Annotated in this window: 17 protein-coding genes; 7 read left to right on the top strand and 10 right to left on the bottom strand. The window is 61.2% G+C overall.

Annotation, left to right across the window (positions count from 1 at the left end):
• The first annotated feature begins 14 nt into the window (after positions 1-14).
• Positions 15-548, top strand: coding sequence for a Dps family protein (locus V1273_RS29920; protein WP_213288794.1), 534 nt, complete (start codon positions 15-17; stop codon positions 546-548).
• 180 nt (positions 549-728) lie between these two features.
• Complete coding sequence (locus V1273_RS29915) at positions 729-1,037, top strand: hypothetical protein (RefSeq protein ID WP_334380206.1); 309 nt, start codon at positions 729-731, stop codon at positions 1,035-1,037.
• 78 nt (positions 1,038-1,115) lie between these two features.
• On the opposite strand, the gene V1273_RS29910 is transcribed toward V1273_RS29915, so the two are convergent.
• The 7 genes from V1273_RS29910 to V1273_RS29880 form a co-directional block, all read right to left on the bottom strand.
• Positions 1,116-1,550: a DUF2721 domain-containing protein gene (locus tag V1273_RS29910; protein ID WP_334364982.1), complete on the bottom strand. Its 435-nt coding sequence runs from the start codon at positions 1,548-1,550 to the stop codon at positions 1,116-1,118.
• A gap of 31 nt (positions 1,551-1,581) precedes the next feature.
• A complete protein-coding gene (locus tag V1273_RS29905; RefSeq protein ID WP_334369022.1) occupies positions 1,582-2,571 on the bottom strand; it encodes a SphA family protein in 990 nt (329 codons plus the stop codon).
• A gap of 300 nt (positions 2,572-2,871) precedes the next feature.
• On the bottom strand, positions 2,872-3,912 hold the full coding sequence (locus V1273_RS29900) for a HupE/UreJ family protein (protein WP_334380207.1): 1,041 nt from the start codon (positions 3,910-3,912) through the stop codon (positions 2,872-2,874).
• A 6-nt stretch (positions 3,913-3,918) separates the two neighbouring features.
• Complete coding sequence (locus V1273_RS29895) at positions 3,919-4,758, bottom strand: peptidylprolyl isomerase (RefSeq protein ID WP_334380208.1); 840 nt, start codon at positions 4,756-4,758, stop codon at positions 3,919-3,921.
• A 105-nt stretch (positions 4,759-4,863) separates the two neighbouring features.
• Positions 4,864-7,182, bottom strand: coding sequence for a DUF3604 domain-containing protein (locus V1273_RS29890; RefSeq protein ID WP_334380209.1), 2,319 nt, complete (start codon positions 7,180-7,182; stop codon positions 4,864-4,866).
• Between the two features lie 197 nt (positions 7,183-7,379).
• Positions 7,380-8,984, bottom strand: coding sequence for a DUF1254 domain-containing protein (locus V1273_RS29885; protein WP_334412289.1), 1,605 nt, complete (start codon positions 8,982-8,984; stop codon positions 7,380-7,382).
• Between the two features lie 123 nt (positions 8,985-9,107).
• Positions 9,108-9,761, bottom strand: coding sequence for a hypothetical protein (locus tag V1273_RS29880; RefSeq protein ID WP_334369020.1), 654 nt, complete (start codon positions 9,759-9,761; stop codon positions 9,108-9,110).
• A gap of 260 nt (positions 9,762-10,021) precedes the next feature.
• Here V1273_RS29880 and V1273_RS29875 point away from each other — a divergent pair, with 260 nt between their 5' ends.
• Positions 10,022-11,131: an HlyD family secretion protein gene (locus V1273_RS29875; RefSeq protein ID WP_334380210.1), complete on the top strand. Its 1,110-nt coding sequence runs from the start codon at positions 10,022-10,024 to the stop codon at positions 11,129-11,131.
• Between the two features lie 204 nt (positions 11,132-11,335).
• Entirely contained in the window at positions 11,336-11,674 is a 339-nt protein-coding gene (locus tag V1273_RS29870; RefSeq protein ID WP_334411759.1) for a hypothetical protein, read from the top strand.
• Between the two features lie 12 nt (positions 11,675-11,686).
• On the opposite strand, the gene V1273_RS29865 is transcribed toward V1273_RS29870, so the two are convergent.
• The 3 genes from V1273_RS29865 to carA form a co-directional block, all read right to left on the bottom strand.
• Positions 11,687-12,220 carry a cupin domain-containing protein gene (locus tag V1273_RS29865; RefSeq protein ID WP_334411758.1) on the bottom strand — a complete coding sequence of 178 codons (534 nt, stop codon included), beginning with the start codon at positions 12,218-12,220 and terminating at the stop codon, positions 11,687-11,689.
• 146 nt (positions 12,221-12,366) lie between these two features.
• Positions 12,367-12,867 (bottom strand): PaaI family thioesterase, encoded by a 501-nt coding sequence (locus V1273_RS29860; protein WP_334411757.1) that lies wholly within the window; start codon positions 12,865-12,867, stop codon positions 12,367-12,369.
• 155 nt (positions 12,868-13,022) lie between these two features.
• Entirely contained in the window at positions 13,023-14,213 is a 1,191-nt protein-coding gene (gene carA / locus V1273_RS29855) for a glutamine-hydrolyzing carbamoyl-phosphate synthase small subunit (RefSeq protein WP_334364971.1), read from the bottom strand.
• Between the two features lie 272 nt (positions 14,214-14,485).
• Here carA and V1273_RS29850 point away from each other — a divergent pair, with 272 nt between their 5' ends.
• The 3 genes from V1273_RS29850 to V1273_RS29840 all read left to right on the top strand — a co-directional run bounded on the left by V1273_RS29850 (position 14,486) and on the right by V1273_RS29840 (position 18,312).
• The gene (locus V1273_RS29850) at positions 14,486-14,941 is read left to right on the top strand and encodes a GatB/YqeY domain-containing protein (RefSeq protein ID WP_065743197.1); all 456 of its coding nucleotides are present in this window, start codon (positions 14,486-14,488) and stop codon (positions 14,939-14,941) included.
• Positions 14,942-15,032: 91 nt separating this feature from the next.
• Positions 15,033-16,559 (top strand): FAD-dependent oxidoreductase, encoded by a 1,527-nt coding sequence (locus tag V1273_RS29845; protein WP_334411756.1) that lies wholly within the window; start codon positions 15,033-15,035, stop codon positions 16,557-16,559.
• Between the two features lie 142 nt (positions 16,560-16,701).
• Entirely contained in the window at positions 16,702-18,312 is a 1,611-nt protein-coding gene (locus tag V1273_RS29840; protein ID WP_334412288.1) for an acyl-CoA synthetase, read from the top strand.
• Positions 18,313-18,557: the final 245 nt, after the last annotated feature.

The raw sequence follows: 18,557 nt of genomic DNA, 5'->3' as shown, positions 1-18,557 counted from the left end.
CAGGAAGGTTCAACGTGAGCAAAACCAGCAATAAATCCGACAAGGTATCCGCCGACCTCGATACGCCGACCGACCTGCCGCCGGCCGCCGTGGACAAGATATCGGCCTCGCTCAATACGCTGCTGGCGGACGCATTTGCGCTCTATCTGAAGACCAAGAATTTCCACTGGCACGTCAGCGGCCGTCATTTCCGCGACTATCACCTTATGCTGGACGAGCAGTCGGAAGCGATCTTCGCCACCACCGACCAACTCGCTGAACGGGTCCGCAAACTTGGCGGCACCACGCTGCGCTCGGTCGGGCAGGTCGCCAAGCTGCAGACCATCAAGGACAATAACGAGGACTACGTGCCGCCGCGCGAAATGCTGCGCGAGCTGATGGAAGACAACAAGCATGTGGCGGCGGCGATGCGCAAGGCGCATAAGCTCGCCGACGAGCACGAGGATTCCGGCACTGCGGGCCTGCTCGAGACTTTCATCGACGAGACCGAGCGCCGCACCTGGTTCCTGTTCGAGGCCAGCCGCCAGGAAGGCGCCAACGTGGCGTGAGCGCGGATGCGATTCGCAGATTCGCAGGGCGGGCTTTGCCATCCCTGCGTTCTGCGGCGACTGCCTTCCGATTTGACATTCCCGTCGCGTTCCGGCCGGTTTTGGCATAGACTGGCGTTGCAGCTCTAAATAGAAGCGCTGCGCCCGGAAGCTTTGGCTGCGATCGGAAGGGGGCTGGAGATGCCTATTTCTTTCTCGATGATCGTTTTGAGCTCGCAGATGGTTGTTGCGGTCGCAGACGGCGTGCCGAAATTCGACATTGCCCGGAGTTGCAAGCTCGACGTCGCCGCGACTGCCGGCCTCACCGTCGATCAGTCGATAAAGAGCTGCGTGAACGATGAACAGAAGGCGAAGCGGCAGCTCGCAAGCCAATGGTCGAAATTCCCCGCGCCAAGCCGGGCAAGCTGCATCTCGCTAGAGAGCATCGGCGGCACGCCAAGTTACGTCAGCTTGCTCACCTGTCTGCAGATGGGTCAGTGGGCCCGTTAGCTGCCCCGGGCTGGTATTTCACTCAGGCGATGGCGCTGGCTGCCTCCGGCTAATGGGGTGATGGCGAGCGTCACTGCGTCAGGCGTGATGATCGAACTCGCTCAACGCAATGCGCACCTCCCGGGCAAAATCGACAAGCGATACCGTGAAGGCACCGAGGGCCACCATGAACAGGATGGCCACCCCGCGCTCATGCTGAATCTGGAGGAACGCACTTGCGAACGCGACGATGACAACGAGCGTTGCCGAAATACTTCCGATCACCGCCCAGAAGATTGCCCGATTCAGCATGACCGCACGTCGCATCAAACGTGGAAGATCAGCCTTGAGCCGACATCTGACGGTGTCATCCTCGGAGATGCCGTTGAGGACAATCGTTCGATCGATCACTCTGTTCAGGCGGGAAATCAGGACGGCTATGAAAGCTGCCAAAGCGCCGAGAAGAAACGCAGGCGCCGCCGCCTGCGAAATGACATGGGATAGCTGACTGACGGTCGGCGTATCGGGTAGCATCGGTTGCCGCTTTCTGCGCGCGATTGATGCCTTACTTCGTTACCACCCGGCGCGTTGGCGTCACGGTGCTGGTCGGAGCCATTGGCGAGATCGCGAATGTCAGCCAGATATTCCATCCCGCCGGCCGGTTCTCGGCGGCGAATTCGCCATAGCCTTTTAGATTCAGATATCCCTGCATGTCGCCGACGGGAAACAGATATCCGAACTGCGGGCCGATGCCGAAGACGCGGGACCGGAAACCGCCGAGCTGCGGATGCTGGCCGAAGTCGTCAGTGATCTGCTGGTATCCGTAGCCGACGAAACCAACGAAGAACTGCTTGGAGAGGAACTGCGAGATTCCCCAATCGACATGGAAGTCGATCCCGTTCTGGTATTGCGTGTCGGGATTCTTGAAGTTGTAGGTGAAACCCGCGACGGCGGAGAATTCGTGCCCGGCGGCCTGATTGAAGTAGGTGTAGCCGCCGCCAGCGTCGATCGCGGCGTGACCGATGCCGAGGTTAGAGAGGCGCGCTGGGTTGTAGGCGCCCACCGGAATGTCTCCGGTCAGATAGGTCATGAAGTTGTGCACGCCGGCATTCCACTTCAGCGTGGCCTGCGGATACAGGTCGCCGACGGAAGTGAGTGAATCCGAGATGCTTCCCGTGCGGGTCGTCACGATCGGTCCGACTGCCGCGGTGAGCGTTCCGTCAATGCCGGTGCTTGCCCGGCCGAATATGCCGGTGACGCCGATGGCCAGTTGGCCGCCCAGCACAGGTGTGGCGAAAGTGTAGGTGGGATTGAGCAGAATAAGATCGCCTTGTGCGTTCAGGCTGGCATTGAAATCGACGTTCACCGTTGCCGGAAATCTGCCGATCTGAATCTGCCGTGCCGCGGCGACGGCGCCCGATGCTTCGACCGAGGTGTGATAATACACCGCGGCCATGGACCAGCCCGGCACCGCCGGTGTCGCAGCAAAGCTCGAGAAGCGTCCGGGAAGCCAGTAGGAAATTCCGCTCTCGTCGGCGTAGGCGGCTTCCGGCATGGCGCCGAATATCAGCAGAACCACGCCGATGCCGCGCCAAATGTGCCGACGGCCTGAATCTCGTTGAGGAATGTTGTGCGCCATCTGTTTGCCCCTAATGGCTCGAGATCACAGTGATCAACCCTAGATTGGCATAGATTGAATGTCCCGTCGTAAGGTATCGCTCTGCGAAACGGTCTACATCGAAAATCCATCGCGACTGTTGCGTTGAGGTCACGAGGCAATCGCCTGCTATGCACCTCAACGGGGGTTTCGCGGACGAACCCACGTCCGAGGTCCGGTATGTGATCGCTCGCCCGCTCAGGCGGCGAATCCAGCTAATCGCGCAATAAACCAGTATGCGGCCATGATCCCGATCGCATAGGTCATCACCGGCCTCGCATGACGTTCGAGGAAAGCCGGTAATCTGATCCATTTGGCGCATGCCAGGGCGCCCAGGACGGCTGCGATGAAGACCAGTTGTCCGGCCTCCACGCCGACATTGAACGCAAGCAGCGCAAGCGGAATATCTCCCTGGGGCAGGCCGATTTCAGTCAGCGCGCCGGCGAAGCCAAATCCATGCAGCAGGCCAAACGAGAACGCGACCAGCCAGGGCCATTGCGCGGTCAGGCTGGCTTGTCCCCGGTCGGATCGAATGATCTCGCAGGCAAGAAGGAGAATACTCAACGCAATCGTTGCTTCGACCGGCGGACCGGGTATGTGCACAACCCCCAATGTGGCAAGGCTCAGAGTGATCGAATGTGCAACAGTAAAGGCAGTGACCGTGATCAGAAGCACCCGGCCGCGACGCACGATCAGGATCAGGGCCAGTACGAACAGCAAATGGTCGTAGCCGAGCAGGATGTGCTCGATACCGTGCATCAGGTAGGTGGTGGCGACCTCAAGCGAACTGCGCGAGGTTGCGATCTCGATCCACGGTTTGGACGGTCGTACCAGCGTGGTGGAGTAGGTACCATCGAGCAACTGCACGCGCACCAGCGCGTCGGTGATTGTCGCCTGCAGGCCGACGATTTCGATGCGCGTGCCGGTGAGGCCGTTGTCCAGTTCGACCAGCCTGCGTTCGACCAGCGAATCCTGGAGTTCGCGCAGTATGGGTTCGGTGACGTTGCGCGTTTTTTCGGGGAATCGGAGCGCTACCGGAAGCCGCGTGCCGGATAGCAGCGGCGTGCGCCAGACAATCTGATACCGCTGCGGCGCTATCTCGGTCACTTCCATATACGCCGGACGGGACTCGTGTGCGGACGCGCTGCTCAAAACTGCGAGCGTTGCGAAGAAAATGCCGAGAAATGCCGATCGTAAACTCAAGAATTTTCTCCGAAGGATCGCTTCTTGGGCAACCATCGTCGTCTAGTTTGGCAGCTTCTCCGGCAGCACGACCTGGTAGCGCGCTCGCATCGTCTCGTAGGCTTTTGCTTTCGCCTGAGCGCGCTGGTCAGCGATCCATCCGGCCTTGATGTCCGACTCGATTTCTTCGAAGGCGGGTAGCCTGCTCGGAGCGGAAGAGTCGACAAAAACCAGGTGCCATCCGTACCCGGATTCCACCGGTCCTTGCCAGGAGCCAGGCTTGATGCTCACGAGTGCCCGAGCAAAATCTAGTCCGAACAGCTTGGCGATATCATCGAAAGACCGATCGCCGTAGTGATCCTGGTACATGAAGGGGTCACCAAGAGCCGCAACGTCCTTCGCTTCGCCCGATTGGTCTGCGACTTTCTCCAGGGCTTTCGCAGCGGCTTCCCGGGTGCGTTCACCATGTCGATCGGAAGAAAAATAAAGATGGCGGAAAGAGACGCGCGGCAGAAGCGCAAATCGCTGCTGATTGTCCTTGAACCAGGCCCGAAGCGCGTCGGTCGAAGGGTCCTTATCGATTGAAGCGCCTTCGGCCAGAAATTCCATTTTCTGCGCCATGCGCCGCTTCACGATCGTGTCGTCCTTGTCCAACCCGAGCGCCATTGCTTCCCGAAACAGCACCTCCTCCCGAACCTTGAGTTCAATGAGGTTCTGCATTTGCTCCGGAGTTGGCGGAGGCCGGCCCTTCGCCAGCCAAGCCACACTTATCTGAACAAGATCGTCCGGCGTCAGGACAATCCGGTTGGATTCGGATGTCGCTTCGGATTTTGGACGCAGGAAGCTGTAGCCCGCAAACAGCACCAAGCCGACCAGAAGAAAATGAACCAGCGGTTCGCGCAACCATCGTCGCAGCAGCGATGGCTGAGCCGGTACGGCTGCGTCCGGATTCTTGCCGGACGCAGCGCTCCCATCTGTTGGATGATCTGGCACTACCAACCAGCCACGCTAGAACGGAGAACGCTCAGCCTGACCCAAACTGAGATTCTCCAGATTTACCGGTGTCGGAACGATCTCATAATTGGCGTAGCCGTACTCATTGCTGCGCGCACCAAAGTACTTGTCGCCCACCTTGTAGACGGTGACCTCGTAAGGCAGGTTTCCGAACGCGGTGACGATCTTGCCGTCCTTGATTGAATAGGAGGATGGCGAGCCAAGTTCACCGCTGTGCATGACGTCGCCGACCTGCCCCGGCTGCGGCAGAGTCCCGTCAACATTGGTGATCAGGCGCCGGCCCGCCGTACTCCAGATGACCTGGAACACGCTGCCGGTCGCGTTGTTGCGAATCCAGGTCGACTTGCCGACGATCAGATCCTTGAGTTGGTCATCATTCAGGGTGGTCGTGCCCGACTGCTGTTGCAGGCTGGCGACGGTGGTGCCCGGTTTTGCGGTCACGCGCGCCTGCTCGGTCGGCGTGTACCAGATCGGCGAAGCCCACGCGCGCTCCTGGACCGTGGCCGACACGATCTCGGGTGGATTGATCCCGAGATTCTTGGCCTGAATCGTGGTCCACCGCGGCGTCGGGATTTCGAGTGCCCGGGCGTAATAGAACGCGTTCAGACCCGGGTCGAATTCGGGATCACTCCACACGGCCTTGAGCTCGACCGCACCGATGGTGTTCTTGTAGCTCGCTTCCTGAATGTTGACGGTGCTGCCGATTGGCGGGACCTTGCCCGTAACCGGATCGGGCGTACGTTTGCCCGCCCAAACCACATCAAAGACCTTTTCGAAAGATTGGCCGTCCTTGGTCCATCCCTTGACGATTTGAATGCGGTCAAGGTTACCCGATGTCGGGTCCTTCACCGCCCACACCGCAAAGGACGGTGCCTTCTTGTCGGCCGGCATAGCTGGCAGGTCGCCTCCCATCGGCACGCCTTGCGCATAGGCGGTACGGACCCACAGCCGGTCCTTCAGCCAATCCGGAACGATATTCCAGATTTCCCTGTTCTTTACGTCTTTTGCGTCCTGGCTGTAATCCCACCCGCCAAAGAAGCGGAGCTGAATGCGCGGTCCGCTGGTGGCAAAGGTTTCCTTGCGCTGCATGGCGTTGAACAGGGAAGCGCGGGTGTTCTCCTCGGCCCACAGGCCGGTGAGGCCGGCGGGATTCTCGAGACGAACGTCGAGACCAGCGAAGACGTGACCCGACATGCGCTGCTTTTCATCGCCGTCGTTGCGGGCGTGGCCGCCGTAGAAGTTCTCCTGGCGATAGGGGACGCCGGTATTGTGCGAGTCGGAGCCGCCGACGATTCCAAACTTGTAGGGGTTGTAACCCCGCGAATCCTGCATCGCGATGCCGGTCTTGTAGGCGTCGCGAATGTAGCTGCCCGGGATGGTCGGGAAACGTCCCGCCGGATCGCCGAGCAGATAAGTCAGCACCTCGAAATTCGCGAACTCGTCGTTGGGCGACAGACTGGGATGCGTCTCTGACTGTCCCTTGATCTGCTTGATCTCGGACAGCTTCTCATTGCGTTCGCGCGACTCGGCCCAGGCCTTGTCGATCGGCCGTCCCTTGAAATCCACCTCCGTCGGGAACATGATTCCGTCGGAGAGGTTGGCGTTGTGCGAGATCGCTAGCAGTTCGCTGCCGGCCTTGCGCTGGACGTCCATCCAGTCCCACAGGTCTTCCGGAGCCGACGAGTCGATGGCGCTGAACGGCAGCTCCGGCACCTTGGCGCAGTCTTTGAAAAACACGTTACGGTGCATGTTCCGGTTGTCGGGCGTCGACGTCCATTCATAGGAACAGAACGCGGTAAATTTGCCGGGCTTGTTGAAGCGATCTGCGATCGCATTGTTCTCTTTCCAGATGTTGCCGGCTACTTCCGGGCTGATCAATTCCTTGATCGGCTTCTTGTCGACGATCGTGTAGCCGAGCCAAAGATATATTCTCTGAATATCGGCAGGGGTGCGAACCTTCAGCTTCTCGGCGATCGGCAGCTTGCTCAAGGCCGAGCCAGGAGTATTCGCCAGCTTCACCGTCCCGACATATTCGGAGTGATCGGTCACGCCCATCCAGTCCAGCGGGGTCGTGATCTTGATCGGATAACCCATTGGGTGTTGGATGATCTGTCCCGTCGCATATTTGTAGGCTTCCTCCGGCCCGGTCTTGGTGTTGCCGAAGATGTAGGCGTCGAACGACCAGCCCGTATGGACGTGGGTCTCCCCGAAATACGCGTTTCGCTCCGGGGTGGTTTGTGCGAACGCCGGCGATACGAGGGCGGTGGAAGCTGCAAAGGCGAACAACGCGATGCGGTGGTTTTTGCTCTTCATGTCAGTACCCCTGTGCACCTAGTTCAATTCCAAATCGATAGATCGACGCATTGCGAATTATTGCACGGGTGGGTCGCCACCTCTTCTTCGTGATAGCGGCCCACCACAAACATCACTGCGCCGCCACGATCGCCGGCGGCTGCCAGGTGCCTGTCCCCGGTGGCAGGATCGAAGGCGCTTCCGTGTTCGGCGCGTACTCACCGAACCAACTCGATCTCACTCAGCCGCCACTCCTTCGTGAAAAACGGCTCCAGCGGGCTGTAGAGGCGCAGGATCGTGAACCAGCCCTTGCTGGGCATGGTCTGAATCCAGTTGCCGCGCGGCACTCCTTGCGGCTGCGTCGGGCCGAAATAGACGGTCGTCGAGCCGTCGGCGCTGGCTTCGGCAGCGGGCGATGGATAGGTCTGACTGCCGGCGCGCGGAAAGCGCTGCGGCGTGTCGAGCAGCGATCGCGTCTGGTTGTCGTAGAGCGTGAGTGACCAGAACGCCCGCGCGGGGATGCCCTTGGGTAGCGTTACCTTGTAGGTTTTGCCGCCGTCAAAGGGGTTGTTGGCGGAATCGACGAAGCCCATGAGATATTGCGAGCCGACGTCGGGAATGCGCATGATCATGCCCGGTGAATCGAGCGTGTAGCCGTAATAGAACGCCGTCCTCGAATCCAGCGTCCGTGCGCCGGTCGGCGGCAGCGGCCTGAACATGCCCTCCCTGGTGAACTCCGGCGGCGGTGTCTCGAAGTTGGACCCACCTTCCCACAGCATGCTTCCCCACATCGAGTTGGGATAGTACGCCCATTCCGGATGGGACACGGCGTAGCGCCAGTTCAGCAGGCGACCGGCCGCGTTCCCCACGGCGGCAGCATCAGTGAGTATTTTCTTCATCCGCGCATCAGGTTTGAACGGCTTGCCCTTCACGATACCGATGGCGGCCATTTGCCCGGCGAGTTCTACGTCGTAACTGGTGGCCGGCTCCTGCTGGACGTTCTCATTGATCATTTCGAAGAAGCCGTAATCGCCGGGCGGAATCGTGTTGAACGCCTTGCCGCTGGCCTCGATGAACTTGGTCTCAGGAGGAGACGGGTTCTTGGCGAGCCGTACCTTGCCTTCCAGAGCTGTCGCGATGCTCGTGCCTACGCCGCCCGGAGTGTAAGGATAGATCTTGAGGTGCTTCTTGATCAGCTCAACGGTTGGCTTGGGATCGTTGTTGGTCAGGAACGATCGCGCTGCGTACAGCACGCGATTGGTCTTCGAGCGCGCGATGTAGAAGCCGCCTTCGGGCAGCGGGCCATCGTAGCCGGGCGGTATGATGAGGTACTTGCCGCCCTCGCCGCGATCCGGCCCAGGGAAACCGATATCGATGATCCATGAGAACCACATGTCGTTGATGGTGCCCAGTCCCTTCGGCGGTTGCTCCACCACCATCGGGCCCTTCGACAGATTCACTACCGCCATGTAGTAGATGGTGTCAGCGTTGGCGGTGAGAAACAGCGACTTTGCGTCCATCAAATCGGAGAAGATTATCGGGGTGTTGTCCTCGGCGCCGATACTCTGGAAGCCCTTTCCCAGGGCATACGCCGATGCGCCGCGGAAGCTGTTGTTGTACACGTTCAGGGCGCGTGTGAAGTCCAGCGTGTCGCGGACCTTCTCTGCGGTTTCGATGGTGGGCGCGCCGTCCTTGAACTCGAGCGTGCCGATCCGTGTGTCGACCTTGTCCGGCGTCACAAGCGAAGGAGGGGTTGCGGCGGCAGTCTGGGCGGCGGCCAGCTGAGGCAGCGCCAGTGTTGCGCAGACGACGGCTGCTGTCATCAGTTCGACAAGCTGTTTCACGGCGGCATTCCTTTCAAGCACTGATACGTTCAATCACGGGTCGAAGGCGAACCAGTCGATTGAGCACGGGAAAGCGCGTGCTTCCCCGTGTCTTCATTCGTTTCAATAGCAGGGCGGGTACGGATAATAGCCGCAGGCCGGACGGGCGTACGCGTAGGGGTGGTAGTACGCAGCCGCACCATACGCTGCCGCACCGAGCGCGCCGGCATACATCGCGCCGCGGAATGCGCTGCGCCGGGCGAAACCGGCAAACGACAGCGGCGTGAACGGACGGCCGATGATGTCGATGAAGAGCGCGGCCCCGCCGTCGGCGCCGGCAAGATCGCCTTCAAGGGTCTGGACATTGAAGGTGAGCTTGTCGCCCTCGAGCTTCGGATTCTTCAGGACCACGACGGCGTCCTTCACCGAACCATCCTTGCCGAGCACGGAGACCGTCGCGTTCGGCGGATTCTTTGCAAAACTGTCCTCGCCCGACCCCCATTCCGCGATCACGTCGGCGGTGGGTTGATGGCCCGCGCCCCGCACCGGACGGTCTGCAAAGATGATCGAACTGGGTGACACGCCGGTCAGAGTGAGGGTGTCGCCCAGCAGCGTCGCGCCGCGGGAGTTGAGCACGAACAGCGAGGGCACGATCTCGGGCTTGGCCGGCGCGCCGATGGTTTTCATGGAGGGCGGTGTTGCAGCGTTCTGGGCAAGGGCTGCGTCCGTACCGCATAGGGTGGTGGCCAGAGCCAGCAATCCGAAAATCTGATTCATTTTTGTGCGCATGACATCGACTCCTTACTAATTGCGCGAAGAAGTTCGATCGGCGCTCTCGCTCCAAGCGAGAGGTCGGCAATGAAGAAATACAATTCCGGCTGCAGTTTACGCTGTGTGGCGTCTGCAGAATCAAAAACGCGCTGGAATTAAAGGTCTTAAGCTTGCCGTCTCTTGCAGTCTAAGGTTGACTTTAGAAGAGTGATGCTTCGGCTACCTCCACGGGAAATATTAGCACAACCGGCAAAGGGACGCCAGCCATGGTTATCATTTTTTGCCTCTACATCCTTGCGATGTGGCTCGTGTTCTCGAAATTCAAGCTCGTGCGGTGGGGCTGGGTGTCGGGGACAATTTCGCTGCTCGTCGGCGGATTTATCCTCGCGACATTTTTGGCGCTTTTTAATTATCTCACGCCCTCGGGGCGTGTGACGGTGACTGGCCGCGTCGTGGAAGTGACGCCGAATGTGACCGGACAAATTGTTGCAATCCCGGTCAAGCCGAACGTGCCGGTGAAAAAGGACGACGTGCTGTTTCAGATCGACCCGGCGCCGTTTGAGTACAAAGTCAAGCAGCTTCAGGCTTCGCTCGCGGCAGCGAAGCAGCAGACCGAAATCCTCAAAGCAAATTACGAACAGGCAACCGCGAATGTGGAGGGACTTGCCGCACAGGCCGCCTACAACAAGAAGCGTCTCGCCGACATCGAGACGCTCGCCGCCGACGATGCCAACACGCAATTTCAGGCGCAGGACAAGCAGGTTCAGTACGAGACCGTGTCGGCGCAGCTCACCGCTGCCAAGGCGGCGCAGCAGAGCGCCAAGCTCGCGCTCGACTCCGAGATCGGCGGCGTCAACACCACGGTCGCGCAACTTCAGGCGCAGCTCGACAACGCCAACTGGGAATTGTCGCAGACGGCCATCCGTGCGCCCGCCGACGGCTATGTCACCGTGGTCGCCCTGACCGTCGGCGATCGCGCATTTCAGTTGCGATCGGCAATGTCCTTCATTGTCGAGAAGGAGATCACGCTGGTCGGCATGTTCTCGCAGAACGGCTTCCAGACCATCAAGGAAGGCACCGCGGTCGACATCGTGTTCGACAACGTGCCGGGCCGGATCTATCACGCCAAAATCATCGGCATTCCAAAGGGCATCGGACAGGGACAGATCGCCGCGTCGGGCACGCTCGCTCGCACCAATGCGCTCGGCGGCGCGACGGTGTTTCCGGCGGAGATATCGATTCCCGAGGGGATAAATCGTGATACGCTGCGCTTGGGCATGTCCGGCAACGCCACAGCCTTTGCCAACAACGCCGGGGTGATCGGGCTGCTTGCGTCAATTCTGGTGTGGGTGAGCTCCTACATGGCATACCTCTAGCCGTCGAACGACGGCGCCAAAGTGCTGGCGATGCGCAAAAAAAGCCGCGCGCACAAATGGTCGCCTGCAAGATTCCGATAATCAATTTAAGCGAGCGTGTGGGAGGCGCCAATATGATCGGTGGTGGCCAACGACCCCAAGCAGAATGATGCGGGTACAGCTTGGTCGTGTGCCGCGGCTCCTCAGGTTTGGAAAAATTAAGCGATGCAGAAAATTATCGAATTCCGTGACGTGGCATCGTCCGGCCATCGGGTCAGCCCCTCCGGCCAGCCGGCCGGACACACGCCGGGCTCACAATCGGCGGTGCCGTCGATCGAGCCGATCTATGCGGTGGTCGATTCATTGTCCCGCACCCTCGAATGCATCAAGACGTTGTGCGCGACCGAGCCGCACGGGCCGATCCGCGACAAGCTGGAGATCGAACGAACAAATCTCGTGATCGGGCTTTTTGTCGCGCGGATCGCGGCGATGCGGGTTTCGTCGAGCGAACCGATGCCGGAGGCTTTTTCCGAACCTAATGTCCCGATTGCCAGGCGCGGATGACGGCGCCCCGCCTCATCGCGTGCCGCGCTTCCACAACCGGACCAGCGGTCCGTCTTCGCCCAGCACCGGATCAGTCTTCGGCAGCTTCACTTCCGGGATCGTCTTCAGCGCCTTTGCGTGGTTCTCCGGCGTCGGGCGCGTGATCTGCATCGGCGGTCCCGGCGGATAGGCGCCGACCACGCAGAAATCGGGGCTGGCAAACACGCATTGATGCCCGGTGCCGGCGGGAAGGATCGCGACATCGCCGGGCGTGATTTCGAGCTCCTTGCCGTTGCTGCCGCCGAAGCGGACTCGGGCCCGGCCGCGGGCGACGCCGAGCGCCTCATGCACCGTGGCGTGGTAGTGCACATAGTCGTAGACGCCGTTGCGCCACATCGCGCCCCAGCCATTGCCGCCGAACAGCGCCTCGATGGTCTTTTCCGGGTGATCGTTGGCGACATAGACCGCGCCCTTGTAAACCAGCAGCGGCAGGGGATTGTTGGGCACGAGGCCGTCATCCTCGAACACGAAGGTGAGCGGCTCGACATCGGCGCTGACGATGGACATGGTTGTTCTCCACAAATCGCAGCAGATCGTAGGGTGGGCAAAGGAGCGTTAGCGCCGTGCCCACCATTCAGAGCGCGGACGTGAATGGTAGGCACGGCGCAAGTGCGCCTTTGCCCTCTCTACAATTCAAAACCGCCCTCCGCGCTTCACGTTCCCTTCGGAATCTCGAAAACCAGACACGTCGTCGTCGCATGCGCGAGCAGGCGGCCGTTGGCGTCGGTGATCCGCGCCTCGGCGGTGGCGGCGCGGCGGCCGACATTGAGCGTCTTGCCCTCGGTGCGGACAGGCCCGGTATCCTTTGTCATGCCCCTGATGAAAGAGATCTTGAACTCCAGCGTGGTGTAGCCGGTGCCGGCGGGAAGGGCGGAATGCACCGCAAGGCCCATCGCGGAATCCAAGAGGATCGCGGCATAGCCGCCATGCACCGAGCCGATCGGATTGTAATGCCGGAAGCCGGGCACGCTGTAGAACACCACATGTCCCTTCTCGGCGGTGGAATCGAACGGCTCGACCTTCTGCATGATCGGCGGCGCCGGCAACTTGCCGTCGAAGATGGCGCGCACGAAGTCGAGGCCGGACATCGAGGCCATGACGTCGGTCGGCGCTACGCCGTATTCGACGTTGGTGGCGGCGGGTTTGTCATCCATGGGAATGCGTCCTGTGGCCATCATAATAAACCGCGCAGGAAGTCATAGCGCTTTTCGGCACATACCAGCCGTCATGCCCGGGCTCGACCCGGGCATCCATCGCTCTTCAAGAAGATGGATTGCCGGGTCAAGCCCGGCAATGACAAGTGAGCGGCTTACGCCCGCTTCTTCTCTCGCATCAGATCCGCAAACCGCTTGAACAGGTAATGCGAGTCACGCGGCCCCGGCGAGGCTTCCGGATGATACTGCACCGAGAATACCGGCTTGCCCTTGAGCTCGATGCCGCAATTGGAGCCGTCGAACAGCGAGATGTGGGTCTGCATCGCGCCCTCGGGCAGGGTCGCCTGGTCGACGGCAAAACCGTGGTTCATCGAGGTAATCTCCACCTTGCCGGTGGTTTCGTCCTTGACCGGATGATTGGCGCCGTGATGGCCCTGATGCATCTTTATGGTCTTGGCGCCGACGGCCAAGCCTAGCATCTGATGACCCAGGCAAATACCGAAAGTCGGCGTGCCGGACTGGATCACCTGCTGAATCACGGGCACCGCATATTTGCCGGTCGCGGCCGGGTCGCCCGGGCCGTTGGAAAGAAACACGCCGTCCGGCTTCATCGCCAGAATGTCTTCGGCCGAGGTCGTCGCCGGCACCACCGTGACCTTGCAGCCTTCACCGGCCAGGAGCCGCAAAATGTTGCGCTTGATGCCGTAGTCGATCGCGACCACGTTGAACTCAGGTTCGCTCTGCCGGCCAAAGCCGTTCTGCCAGGCCCACGGCGTCTCGTCCCAGGTAAAGCGCTGGCCGGAAGTTACCATCGGCACCAGATCCATGCCTTCCAGGCCGGGCCATTCGCGCGCCTCTTCCTTCAGGCCGTGCAGGTCGAACACGCCGTTCTTGGCATGCGCAATCACCGCGTTCGGCATGCCCTTTGAGCGGATCAGCGCAGTCAGCGCCCTCGTATCGATGCCCGACAGCCCGATGATGCCGCGGGCGCGCAGCCACTGATCGAGGTGCCGCGTGGCGCGGTAGTTCGAGGGATCGGTGATGGCCGTGCGCAGGATAACGCCGCGCGCGCCCGGCGTCGCCGCCATGTTCACCGTCTCGATATCCTCGTCGTTGGTGCCGACATTGCCGATATGCGGGAAGGTGAAGGTGATGAGCTGCCCGGCATAGGAGGGATCGGTGAGTATCTCCTCATAACCGGTCATCGCGGTGTTGAAGCAGACTTCGCCGACGGCGTGGCCTTCTGCGCCGAGGCCAAATCCCTCCAGCACGGTACCATCGGCAAGCACGAGGAGCGCGGTCGGTTTATGGTCCGGCCAGGCTGAAGCGTTTTCAGATGTTGTCATGAGCGCACTTCATAGTCGCAAGCACCCCCGCGCGTCAAAGCCGGAAGGCCAAGAAAAGCCAAAGAAAACCGGCTATTCACATGCGTTTGCCGCATATTTGACAGCCGGTTCTATGGACCTGAGCCGGGTTTTCCGGTTTTTCACCAAATCCGGTCGAATCTGGAACCGGCAGGGCAATTCGACTGCCGATCCTGGTCGTTCCCGTCCTATATAGGTGGAATCGTTACATAACCCGGCATCTTTCCGGCGGCACCATTTTCAGTGAGGCACCCATGCTGCGCGACGACATCAACAATGCGGTCAAGGACGCCATGAGGGCGAAGGACGAGCGCAAGCTCTCCACGCTGCGCATGGTCAATTCGACCATCAAGAACGCCGACATCGACGCGCGCGGGCAGGGCAAGCCGCCGCTGTCGGACGCCGACGTGCTCGGCGTGCTGCAGAAGATGATCAAGCAGCGCCAGGAATCGGTCGAGCTCTACGACAAGGGCGGCCGCGCCGAGCTTGCCGCGCAGGAGCGCGAGGAGATCGCGGTGATATCAGCCTATCTGCCGAAGCAGATGTCGGACGACGAGGTGAAGGCCGCGATCTCGGCCGCGATCGCCGAGACCGGCGCTGCCGGCATGAAGGACATGGGCAAGGTGATCGGCGTGCTGCGCGCGAAATTCGCCGGGCAGATGGATTTCGGCAAGGCCAGCGGCCTGGTGAAGGCGGCGCTATCAGGATAAATTTTTTACGCTCGGGAACCTTCGTGCTGATGAAACATCGTTTGAGTCAAACTCGGAGCGATGACGTATCGCAACGCGAGCGGAGGAAGGCATGGCTGACCAGCAAGCTCTGCCCGCCGGTCCCGATCTGTCAAAGGGCATAGCCCCGTCCGAATTCGCAGGGGAGATGTTGCTCGGCCATGTCGGCGACGATGAAGTGCTGCTGGTGCGTTCGGGCTCGGAGCTCTTCGCGATCGGCGCCCATTGCACCCATTATCACGGGCCGCTCGCCGAAGGTCTCGTGACGGGCCAGGGAATCCGCTGTCCCTGGCATCATGCCTGTTTTGACCTGCGCACCGGCGAAGCTACCCGGGCGCCGGCGCTCAGTCCGGTCGCGGTCTGGAAGGTCGAGCAGCAAGACGGTCGCATCTTTGTTCGGGAGAAGCTTGAACAGCCCAAGCCGCAGGTGAAGGGCGCCGTCGATGCGCCCGGCAAAATCGTGATCGTCGGCGGTGGCGCGGCAGGGTTTGCCGCCGCCGAGATGCTGCGGCGGCAGGATTATCGCGGCAGCATCGTGATGCTGAGCAATGATGCCGCGGCACCGGTAGACCGGCCGAACCTGTCAAAGGACTATCTCGCCGGCAGCGCGCCGGAGGACTGGGTGCCGTTGCGGCCGGATGATTTCTACGCCGAGGCGAAGATCGACCTGCGGCTCAACACCGAGGTTACGTCGATCGATCCCAACGCGCGCCATGTCGTCACATCAGGCGGCGAGACCATCTCCTATGACCGCTTGCTGTTGGCGACCGGCGCGGAGCCGGTGCGCCTGCCGATACCGGGCGCAGATCAGCCACACGTCCACGTGCTGCGTTCGCTGGCCGATTCCCGCGCCATCATCGCATCGGCCGGCGGCGCGCGACGCGCGGTCGTGATCGGCGCGAGCTTCATCGGCCTCGAAGTCGCGGCGTCGCTGCGCGCCAGAAATATCGAGGTCCATGTCGTAGGCCTGGAGCAGCGGCCGATGGAGCGCGTGCTGGGGTCTGAGATGGGCGACTTCGTTCGTGCCCTGCATGAAGAGCACGGCGTCATCTTCCATCTCGGCGACACCGTAACCGGGATCGACGGCAAACGCGCGACGCTGAAAAGCGGCGGCGCGATCGACGCCGATATCGTGGTGGTCGGCGTCGGCGTGCGTCCGCGCCTTGAATTGGCCGAGCAGGCCGGGCTGGCGATCGATCGCGGCGTCACGGTCAATGCCTATCTGGAAACCAGCGTCCCCGGCATCTATGCCGCGGGCGATATTGCGCGCTGGCCCGATCCGCATTCCCTTGAGACCATTCGTGTCGAACATTGGGTGGTGGCCGAGCGTCAGGGCCAGACCGCCGCGCGAAACATGCTTGGGCAACGCGAGCCGTTCCATGCGGTGCCGTTTTTCTGGAGCCAGCACTACGATGTGCCGATCAATTATGTCGGCTACGCCGAGAAATGGGACGAAACCATCGTCGACGGCGACATCCCCGGCAAGGATTGCCTGCTGCAATACAAGCGCAACGGCCGCGTGCTCGCCGTCGCCTCGATCTATCGGGACCTCGCAAGCCTCGAGGTCGAGCTCGCGATGGAGAAGGCGCGGGCGCCTTAAGTCAGGGCTGCAAAACCTCGCTCCGCGTCATGCCCGGGCTTGTCCCGGGCATCCACGTCTTTAAACTCGCGGTAAGCAACAAGAACGTTGATGGCCGGCAACAAGCCGGGCCATGACGGACGTTAGGGATGGGTCGCCCAACATGCTCACCGAAGCCTCAACCTACGACGAACTCTACCGCAACTTCCGCTGGGACATTCCCGCTCGCTTCAACATGGCAACCGCGTGCTGCGACCGGCATGGGGATGGCTCAGGCCGGCTGGCGCTGATCTATGTCGACGAGGGCGGCGCCACGACGCGCACGTCCTTCGACGACGTCGCGGAGCAGTCGCGCCGTTTTGCCAACGTCCTGAAAGCCGACGGCCTGTCGCGCGGCGACCGCGTGGCGGTGTTCCTGTCGCAATCTCTTGAACTGCCGATCGCGCATTTCGCCGCGTTTCGTTCCGGCATGATCTCGATCCCGCTGTTCGCGCTGTTCGGCGAGGACGCGCTGGAGTTCCGCCTGTCGAATTCCGAGGCCAAGGCTGTCGTTACCGACGAGGCCGGTTGGGAGAAGCTTGCGAAAATACGCAATCATCTTCCTGAGCTAAAGAACGTTTACGTCATCGGCGACCGCGCGCCTCCCGGCACGAAGCCGTTCTGGTCCTCGCTGAAGGCCGCGTCGCCGGATTTTGCGACCGTCGACACCGCAGCCGACGATCCCGCCTTGATCATCTACACCTCCGGCACCACAGGCAATCCGAAGGGCGCGCTGCACGCGCATCGCGTGGTGCTCGGCCATCTGCCGAATGTCGAGATGTGCCACAACTTCCTGCCGCGGCCCGGCGACCTGATGTGGACACCGGCCGACTGGGCCTGGATCGGCGGGCTGATCAACGGCCTGCTGGCGTTCTGGTATCACGGCATTCCCCTGGTCGGCCATCGCGCCCGCAAATTCGAGCCGCAGGCAGCGATGGCGATGATGGCGGACTTAAGCATCCGCAACACGTTCCTGCCGCCGACCGCGCTGAAACTGATGCGGCAGGCCGGCGTGAAAAATTCCGGCGTAAAACTGCGCAGCATTTTTACCGGCGGTGAATCGCTCGGCGGCGAATTGCTCGGCTGGGTGCGCGAAACCTTCGGCATCGACGCGCATGAAGTGTTCGGCCAGACTGAATGCAACCTCGTGATCGGCAGCAATTCGAACCTGTTTCCGATCCGCCCCGGTTCGATGGGCAAGGCGACACCCGGCTTCGACGTCCGCATCGTCAATGATCGCGGCGAGGAATTGCCCAGGGGGGAGCGCGGCATCATCGGCGTGCGCCAGCCCTGTCCCTGCACCATGATCGAATATTGGAAGAACCCGGAAGCGACCGCGAAGAAATATGCCGGCGAATTTTTGCTGACCGGCGATCTCGGCGTGCAGGACGAGGACGGCTATTTCTGGTACGTCAGCCGCGAGGACGACGTGATTACCACCGCCGGCTATCGCGTCGGCCCCTCCGAGATCGAACATACGCTGATGAAGCATCCGGCGGTGGCGATGTCGGCGGTGGTCGGCATACCCGATCCGATCCGCACCGAATCCATCAAGGCCTGGATCGTGCTGCGCCCGGGCTTTGCCGCGAGCGATGCGCTGGCGCGCGAAATCCAGGAGTTCGTGAAAGTGCAGCTCGCCGCCCACGAATACCCGCGCTTCGTGCAGTTCGCCGACACGCTGCCGATGACCGCAACGGGAAAGGTGTTGCGGCGCGAGTTGCGGGCGCTGGGTTAGTTTCGTCGTCCCCGCGAACGCAGGGGCCGATACCGCGTGATCTATCGAGGAAGCGCGGTAGCAGACACCTTATCACACAACGAAAGCCGGTGGTTATGGGCCCCTGCCTTCGCAGGGGCGACAAGTTGAGGGATTCTCGCCTCTATTTCGTCGTCCCTGCGAACGCAGGGACCCATAACCACCAGCGGAAGTTGTTTTGTACGCCGGTCGTTATCTGTCCTTTCCGGCAACAAAGGCCGCGGAGT

This window comes from Bradyrhizobium sp. AZCC 1721 (genome assembly GCF_036924715.1).
GTDB lineage: Bacteria > Pseudomonadota > Alphaproteobacteria > Rhizobiales > Xanthobacteraceae > Bradyrhizobium.
The sequence above is the reverse complement of the archived record's forward strand: the minus strand, read 5'-3'. Positions and strand labels throughout refer to the sequence as shown.

What these genes read in the sequence shown, in the direction of transcription:
- V1273_RS29845 (WP_334411756.1), top strand. Translation starts at nt 15,033, where the DNA reads ATGGCTGACCAGCAAGCTCTGCCCGCCGGTCCCGATCTGTCAAAGGGC.
- V1273_RS29910 (WP_334364982.1), bottom strand. Translation starts at nt 1,550, where the DNA reads ATGCTACCCGATACGCCGACCGTCAGTCAGCTATCCCATGTCATTTCG.
- V1273_RS29850 (WP_065743197.1), top strand. Translation starts at nt 14,486, where the DNA reads ATGCTGCGCGACGACATCAACAATGCGGTCAAGGACGCCATGAGGGCG.
- V1273_RS29870 (WP_334411759.1), top strand. Translation starts at nt 11,336, where the DNA reads ATGCAGAAAATTATCGAATTCCGTGACGTGGCATCGTCCGGCCATCGG.
- V1273_RS29865 (WP_334411758.1), bottom strand. Translation starts at nt 12,220, where the DNA reads ATGTCCATCGTCAGCGCCGATGTCGAGCCGCTCACCTTCGTGTTCGAG.
- V1273_RS29875 (WP_334380210.1), top strand. Translation starts at nt 10,022, where the DNA reads ATGGTTATCATTTTTTGCCTCTACATCCTTGCGATGTGGCTCGTGTTC.
- carA (WP_334364971.1), bottom strand. Translation starts at nt 14,213, where the DNA reads ATGACAACATCTGAAAACGCTTCAGCCTGGCCGGACCATAAACCGACC.
- V1273_RS29860 (WP_334411757.1), bottom strand. Translation starts at nt 12,867, where the DNA reads ATGGATGACAAACCCGCCGCCACCAACGTCGAATACGGCGTAGCGCCG.
- V1273_RS29880 (WP_334369020.1), bottom strand. Translation starts at nt 9,761, where the DNA reads ATGAATCAGATTTTCGGATTGCTGGCTCTGGCCACCACCCTATGCGGT.
- V1273_RS29840 (WP_334412288.1), top strand. Translation starts at nt 16,702, where the DNA reads ATGCTCACCGAAGCCTCAACCTACGACGAACTCTACCGCAACTTCCGC.
- V1273_RS29885 (WP_334412289.1), bottom strand. Translation starts at nt 8,984, where the DNA reads ATGACAGCAGCCGTCGTCTGCGCAACACTGGCGCTGCCTCAGCTGGCC.
- V1273_RS29915 (WP_334380206.1), top strand. Translation starts at nt 729, where the DNA reads ATGCCTATTTCTTTCTCGATGATCGTTTTGAGCTCGCAGATGGTTGTT.
- V1273_RS29905 (WP_334369022.1), bottom strand. Translation starts at nt 2,571, where the DNA reads ATGCCGGAAGCCGCCTACGCCGACGAGAGCGGAATTTCCTACTGGCTT.
- V1273_RS29900 (WP_334380207.1), bottom strand. Translation starts at nt 3,912, where the DNA reads ATGGTTGCCCAAGAAGCGATCCTTCGGAGAAAATTCTTGAGTTTACGA.
- V1273_RS29890 (WP_334380209.1), bottom strand. Translation starts at nt 7,182, where the DNA reads ATGAAGAGCAAAAACCACCGCATCGCGTTGTTCGCCTTTGCAGCTTCC.